Annotated in this window: 5 protein-coding genes and 1 pseudogene; 3 read left to right on the top strand and 3 right to left on the bottom strand. The window is 48.0% G+C overall.

All coding sequences use genetic code 11. The features are described 5' to 3' along the window. Positions 1-273 precede the first annotated feature (273 nt). Genes Q0620_RS01165 through Q0620_RS01155 form a run of 3 tightly spaced genes read left to right on the top strand, consistent with a single transcriptional unit; the run spans position 274 to position 4014 of the window. Positions 274-873 (top strand): disulfide bond formation protein B, encoded by a 600-nt coding sequence (locus tag Q0620_RS01165; protein WP_298782863.1) that lies wholly within the window; start codon positions 274-276, stop codon positions 871-873. 19 nt (positions 874-892) lie between these two features. Continuing rightward, positions 893-1501: a cytochrome C gene (locus Q0620_RS01160; RefSeq protein WP_298782862.1), complete on the top strand. Its 609-nt coding sequence runs from the start codon at positions 893-895 to the stop codon at positions 1499-1501. After that, on the top strand, positions 1498-4014 hold the full coding sequence (locus tag Q0620_RS01155; protein ID WP_298782861.1) for a molybdopterin guanine dinucleotide-containing S/N-oxide reductase: 2517 nt from the start codon (positions 1498-1500) through the stop codon (positions 4012-4014). The genes Q0620_RS01160 and Q0620_RS01155 overlap by 4 nt, the downstream gene beginning before the upstream one ends. A gap of 665 nt (positions 4015-4679) precedes the next feature. On the opposite strand, the pseudogene Q0620_RS01150 reads toward Q0620_RS01155, so the two are convergent. From Q0620_RS01150 to Q0620_RS01140, 3 genes and pseudogenes are all read right to left on the bottom strand, one after another. Beyond that, a pseudogene (locus Q0620_RS01150) lies at positions 4680-4943 on the bottom strand (Txe/YoeB family addiction module toxin). Continuing rightward, the gene (locus Q0620_RS01145; protein WP_295152683.1) at positions 4940-5203 is read right to left on the bottom strand and encodes a type II toxin-antitoxin system RelB/DinJ family antitoxin; all 264 of its coding nucleotides are present in this window, start codon (positions 5201-5203) and stop codon (positions 4940-4942) included. Before Q0620_RS01145 ends, Q0620_RS01150 begins: the two are co-directional and overlap by 4 nt. Before the next feature lie 124 nt (positions 5204-5327). After that, entirely contained in the window at positions 5328-6641 is a 1314-nt protein-coding gene (locus tag Q0620_RS01140; RefSeq protein WP_298782860.1) for a sodium-dependent transporter, read from the bottom strand. Between the last annotated feature and the right edge of the window lie 84 nt (positions 6642-6725).

Genomic DNA, 6725 nt, shown 5'->3' with positions numbered 1-6725 from the left:
CAGTTATATTTTTTATCAAAACAGAGCCGAATAAAGATAAAATTTTATAAAATCTACGGTTTTAATTTCATATCTCAAAAACTTTCCGCCGCTGCGCAAGGAGCGTCGAATTTTAAAATTGAAATTTTATACGTTAAGCTTAAAGCTTATTAAACTCCGATATTTAGGGCAATACAGACTCGAATTTTTATCTTTTATTGCTATAATTCCCTCATAAATTTAAATCTTAAGATTAAAAAGTATTCTTAAGAATTTTATAAGATGGAGGAGATCTTGAATAGATTGATTTTAAAGATTTATGCGTGGCAAAATACCGCTGCGCCGTGGTTTTGGCTCTTTGTGATAAGCGCAGGCTATCTTGCGGTATCGCATTTTTTCTTTCAGTGCTGCCTTTTTATGTCGCCTACGCAGATGAGTACCCTCGTGCGTCTGGGCTTTGCCGTAGCGGGCGTGGGCGCGCTTATCGGCTTGCTGCTGCCGTTTGGCTTCATAGCAAGGCTCGTTGCCTACGTGCTTGGTTTTGCGGGCGCGATATACGGGTTTATGCAAAGCTCCGCGCCGCACACCGCCGCAGATACCGCAAATTGCCTCTCGTCACCTGCATTTCCTTTTGCGGCGCCGCTTGATAGCCTGCTGCCGGAGCTATTTCGCCCCGCAAGCTGCACGGGCACCCCGTCCTTTCCCGCAGGCACCGCGCTTAGCGATGTGCAGAGCTTTTTCGGCGGATTTTACGGCGAAGGATTTTATCTGGTGCCGAGCATCAAATTTGCAGACGCGGCGCAGTGCGCGCAGGTAGCGTTTGCGGCATTCGCGGCTATTTTGGCCGTGATGTTTGCGAGCTTTTTATACGGCAGGTTTACGAGAAGTTTTTAAATTTTAAGAAAGGATAAGCATGAAGTTTTTAAATTCTATTGCGGCTGCGGCGGCTCTTGCGGCTGCGATCGCAAGCTACGCTGGCGCCGAGGTTAAGGCGGGCGAGACGCTTTACGGCACGGTGCTAAAGCAGGTAAGCGTAAGCGGCGATTTGTCGCACAAGGACGGCAGGCTGCTGCCCACAAACGCCATAGAGGTTTTGGAGGTCAAGGACGGAGTGGTGAAATTTTCGCTCATCGGCTATCAAAATCCAAAGGCGCCCAACGTTATTTATTTCACGCCTAAAGCGCGCATAATCGCGGTGGCGTTTTCGAAGCAGGCTAAATTTCAAAGCGAGAGCTTGGGCGAAGAGGACGGCTTTAATAAGGTTAAAATAACCGCCTACACCGACGAGGGCGCGCTAAGCGGCGATGTGGATAAAATTTTCGCGGGCGCGAAGGAGAAATTCGAAGCCTCGTGTAGCGTCTGTCACGCTCTGCATCAGCCCGCCGATTATGAAGCCAACAGATGGCCGGGCTACATCAAATCGATGCTTTCGCGCACGCCTATTAGCAAGGATGAGAGCTGGACGGTGGTGCAGTATCTGCAAAAGCACTCCAAGGACGTAAATTTAAAGGATATGAAATGAAAAGACGAAATTTTTTAAAGCTCGGCGCGGCGGTTTCGGCGCTTCCGCTCATCCCAAGCTCGATGCTCGCGGCGGATAAACTTACCGCGCTTAAGAAAAACGGCGAAATTTTAACCGCGGCGCGATGGGGAATTTTAAAAGCGAGCGTCAAAAACGGCAAGATCGTAAAATCCGCGCCGTGGAAGATCACCTCTAAAATTCCAAATACTCTTCAAAATACGATGGCGGATCTCGTTTATAACACGCGCATCAAAGCGCCGATGGTGCGAAAATCCTACCTCGCCGATCCCGATAATCCAAAGCCTGAGCTTCGCGGGCTTGACGAATGGGTCGAGGTAAAATATGAGGACGCGATCAAGCTCGTCGCGCGCGAGCTAAAAAAGACGCGCGAGCAAAAGGGTGCGAGCTCGGTGTTTGCGGGCAGCTACGGCTGGCAGAGCACGGGTAACGTGCATGTCTCAAGGACGCTGCTTCATAGATTTATGAACTTAACCGGCGGCTTTACTGGCGTCACGGGCGATTACTCCACGGGCGCGGCGCAGGTCATAATGCCGCACGTAACGGGCTCAAATCAGGTCTATGAGCAGCAAACCTCGTGGCCGGTGGTGCTTGAAAACTCCAAAGTCGTGGTCTTTTGGGGTCTAAATCCGATCTCTACGCTTCGCGTGGCGTGGACGAGCTCGGACGAGCAGGGATTTAAGTATTTCGAGCAGCTAAAAAACAGCGACAAAGAGATCATCATCATTGATCCGATTAAAACCGTAAGCGGCAAGTATTTCGAAGGCAAGGCGAAATGGATCGCCCCTCGCCCGAACACCGACGTAGCGATGATGTTAGGCATGGCGCAGCACCTCTACTCGCAGGGCAAGTACGATAAGGAATTTTTACAAAATTACACCGTGGGCTTTGAAAAATTCGTACCGTACCTCACGGGACAGAGTGACGGCGTAGCCAAGACGCCGGAGTGGGCTAGTGAAATTTGCGGCATTAGCGCGGACGTGATCAAAGAGCTCGCGGTAAAATTTTATGAAAACCGCACGATGATAATGGCGGGCTGGGGTATTCAGCGCGCTCATCACGGCGAACAGGCGCACTGGATGATCGTGACTTTGTGCGCGATGCTGGGGCAGATAGGACTTGCTGGAGGCGGCTTCGGCTTTAGCTACCACTACGCTAACGGCGGCGCGCCTACCTGCGCGGGTGGCGTGATCAGTGGAATGAACGCGGCTAGCGTCGGCGTCGTTAAGGACGGCAAATTTTTAGGGCTTGCGCAGGATCAGAAGCAAGGCGGCGAAGCAGCCCAAGCGTGGCTGGTAAATACGGCGAAGGTTGCCTTTCCTCTAGCTCGCATCGCGGACGCACTGCTAAATCCGGGCAAGACGATTGACGCAAACGGCGCAAAGATCACCTATCCGCAGATCGATTTCATCTACTGGGTCGGCGGAAATCCGATCGTGCACCATCAAGATACCAATACCAATATTAAGGCTTGGCGCAAGCCGCGCACCATCGTAGTGAATGAAATTTACTGGACGCCGACTGCGAAGATGGCGGACATCGTATTTCCGACCACGACGGAGTATGAGCGCAACGACATCACGATGAGCGGGGACTACTCCAATATGCATATAATCCCGATGAAGCAGGTCGTCGCCAAGCAGCACGGCGCGAAGGACGATTATCAAATTTTTACCGACCTTTGCAAGGCTTATGCAGATGGGCTTGCCGAGGTTTATACGGATGGCGGCAAAACGGAGATGGACTGGATCAAAGAATTTTACGAAGGGGCGGCGAGCGCCGTGAACGCAAACACCGCTTTGGGAATACAGATGCCGAGCTTTGAGCAGTGGTGGGAGAAAAATGAGCCGACGGAATTTTACGAAACGCCAGAGAGTGCTGCGTACGTGAGCTTTGAGGATTTTAGAAACGATCCCGTTTTGGAGGCTTTGGGAACGCCTAGCGGGCTGATCGAAATTTACTCCGATACGATCGCCGCTATGAACTACAAAGACTGCGGCGCGCATCCGATGTGGTTCGAGCCCGTCGAGTGGCTCGGGATGAAGGATAAGCCTGCGAAATTTCACCTGCTTAGCATCCATCCGTATGACCGCTTGCATTCACAGCAGAGCAACACCTCAAATCGTAAGAGATACGCCGTCGCAGATCGCGAGCCGGTGCTAATAAATACCGAGGACGCTAAGGAGCTCGGCATCAAGCAGGGCGATCTGGTGCGCGTGTTTAACGCTCGCGGTGAAATTCTAGCGGGAGCCAACGTGAGCAGCGACATAATGCGCGGCGTGGTGCAGATCTTCGAAGGCGCGTGGTACGATCCTAATGCCGAGGGTCTTTGCAAAAATGGAAATCCGAACGTGCTTACGATCGATCTTCCTACGAGCGAGCTTGCCAACGGCAACATCTCCCACACGGCGTTAGTAAATATCGAGCTTTATAAACACAAGGCGGGCGAGGATATCAAACTAACCGCGTTTATGCCGCCTAAAGGGGCGAAGTAAGGATTAGGAGCGGTTCGGGCTTTGAGCGGCTTTTTACGCCCCGAACCGCATCTACTTTGGATTTACTGCGACAGCGGGTCGGATCGATTTTACTTGCCGTAGCCTTGCGGCTATGGCGATGGACTAGGTTGATTTTGAATTGCCCGAAGCTTTGCGGCTGTAACGGGCAGGGCTAGCGAGCGGTTGCCCTATTTACTCGTGAAATTTAACGGCTTGCCGTTTGAGCTAGAATTTCAATCCAAACTAAAAAATCGCCTAAGCTTCCATTTAAAATTTTTCTTCGGAATTTGCGTATCGCTAAAATCGTCGCTGTAAATTTCATTTTTATCGGTGAAATAGTCGTTGTTTTGAGCCTGCGGTATAAAGCCGGTCCGATCTTCTATTTTTACGTTTAGCGCCTTGAAATATTGCAGCAGCTCATGATACTCTTTTGCAGATACCGCATTTACTAAAAAGAAATTTCTGTTGTTAAATTTGATGACGAAATTTCTTTTTAGCAGCCAAGGTAAAATTTTGAAATTTACTACTTTAAATCTGCACTGAATTTCAAAATTTTAAGCCATAAAATAAGATAAAATTTTAAAATTCCACGCCTTTTTTTGGTGTGAAAGTTTTTATTTTGGGACAAATCCTACCGCTTTGATATTGATGCTTTTGTGCGTATTTTACTTATCTCCATAGTGAGTTTTACACTGAGCTATTTCTATGGCGCCATTAGATATTCTAAATACGAGCCGATTTTTTCCATCTATTCTAACACTATAAAGCCCCGATAAATTACCCTTTAGCGCTTCGGGTTTGCCTATACAATCGTAGCCGTTACGCTCTATATCTAGGATTAACTTATTTATGCGCTTTAGGATATTTTTATCATTTTCCTGCCAATACAGATAATCTTTCCAAGCTTCTTGCGACTAGATTTTTTTCATTGATCCGCTTCTAACAAATCGTGCTCAATCCCGCTATTTTCCTTTAATTCGTCAAAAGAGCGCTTAAGATGAGATAAATTTTCGTGGCTGTAAAAGGGATCTGCCGTCAGCTCGAAAGGAATTTTGCGTTCTTGCAATACTTTTTTAGCAAATATTGTAAAAGCAGTAGTTAAATTTAGCCCCATTTCAGAGCATACTTCCTCCAACCCTTTTTTAAGCTCGGCATCCATTCTAAAATTTACGTTTATAGATCGCGTCATATTGTCTCCTTTTTGATTGCATTATACATTATTTATATGGATAATGCAATGATTTATAAATGTGCTTTACTAAAATTCCATTACGAGAGAACACTATTAATTCTAAATCTAGCGAAATTTTAATTCAAAACGAAATATGCATACTAAGCGCGATTATACATAAAAGTAGCGCCAGCGGGACATAGACAAAGCGCCCGATATCATACCAGAGCTTGCCGCGAACCCCCTCTGCGCCTAGATTGATCTCATCTAAAATTTCATTACGTTTAATTACCCAAAACCACGATATCGCGCCGATTACTGCTCCGATCGGAATGATATAAATCGATACGAAATCCATCCACGGACCCCATGAGCTTATCGCTTCCATACCAAGGCCCGCACCAAGGCAGATCGCGCACAATAGCGCAAGCGTGAAGGCGCGGCTTAGCCTTGGAAACTTATGCATTAGCGATTCGGCGACTACTTCGAACATATTTTGAAGCGATGAAATTCCACCAAAAATCACGGCGGTAAATAAAATCACTGCAAAAATTCTACCACCTGCCATATCTTGCAAAATTTTAGGCAGAGTTACGAAAAGTAGTTTAGGACCCGCCGCAGGATCCATTCCGTAAGCAAATACTGCAGGGATCATCACTAGCGCAGCTACCATAGCGGCTAGCGTGTCAAATAGCGCGGTATTTTTCGCCGCAGATACGACGTCTTCGTCCTTGGATAGATACGCGCCATAAACGATCATACCTGAGCCCGTAATCGATAGCGAGAAAAATGCCTGTCCCATCGCAGAAATCCAAACCATCGGATCTGCTAGCTTAGTAAAATCGGCGCCGAAAAGAAACGCATATCCGCCCGCGGCGCCTTGCAGTGTCGCAACCCTAACCGCCAAAATCGCAAATAGCACGAAAAATAGCGGCATCATAATTTTATTCGTTTTTTCGATGCTTTTGGCGCCGAAAAACAGCGTCAGCAACGTGCCTGCAACAATTATGCAGTGATAAGGTACCACGGAGTAGGGCGTCAGGGCAAAAGAGTTGAACCACGTATCGGTATTTTCACTCATTAGCGAGCCGTCTATGGCTTGGACTAGCGCCTTTAAAACATAGGCGATGATGACGGCATAGCCCACTGCGATACACATCGAACCGGCAAGTGGCAACCAGCCGATAACCTTACCGATAGCGCCAAGTCCGCGGCTTTTCCACGCGTATTCGTATGAGCCTAGCGTGCCTGTTTTGGCGCGGCGACCGATCGCGTATTCGGCGCTTAGGCCTACGTATGAAAACAGCGCTACGAAAAAAACGTAAATTAGCAAAAATGCGCCGCCGCCGTTCGTGCCGAGTTTGTAGGGGAAGCCCCAAACGTTTGCCATACCCACGGCAGAGCCCACGCAGGCGATGATGAAAGCCCAGCGCGACGAGAAACTTCGTTTGTTCATTTGCGTATCCGTTTTTGAAATTTGCGTTATGGTAGCAAAAAAGTATTTAAATTTTATTTATTGTGCGTAGGATTTGGGCTACAG

The organism is uncultured Campylobacter sp., assembly GCF_938017615.1.
GTDB lineage: Bacteria > Campylobacterota > Campylobacteria > Campylobacterales > Campylobacteraceae > Campylobacter_B.
The sequence above is the reverse complement of the archived record's forward strand: the minus strand, read 5'-3'. Positions and strand labels throughout refer to the sequence as shown.

Coding starts and splice junctions, on each gene's coding strand:
- Q0620_RS01140 (WP_298782860.1), bottom strand. CDS start 6,641: ATGAACAAACGAAGTTTCTCGTCGCGCTGGGCTTTCATCATCGCCTGC.
- Q0620_RS01160 (WP_298782862.1), top strand. CDS start 893: ATGAAGTTTTTAAATTCTATTGCGGCTGCGGCGGCTCTTGCGGCTGCG.
- Q0620_RS01155 (WP_298782861.1), top strand. CDS start 1,498: ATGAAAAGACGAAATTTTTTAAAGCTCGGCGCGGCGGTTTCGGCGCTT.
- Q0620_RS01145 (WP_295152683.1), bottom strand. CDS start 5,203: ATGACGCGATCTATAAACGTAAATTTTAGAATGGATGCCGAGCTTAAA.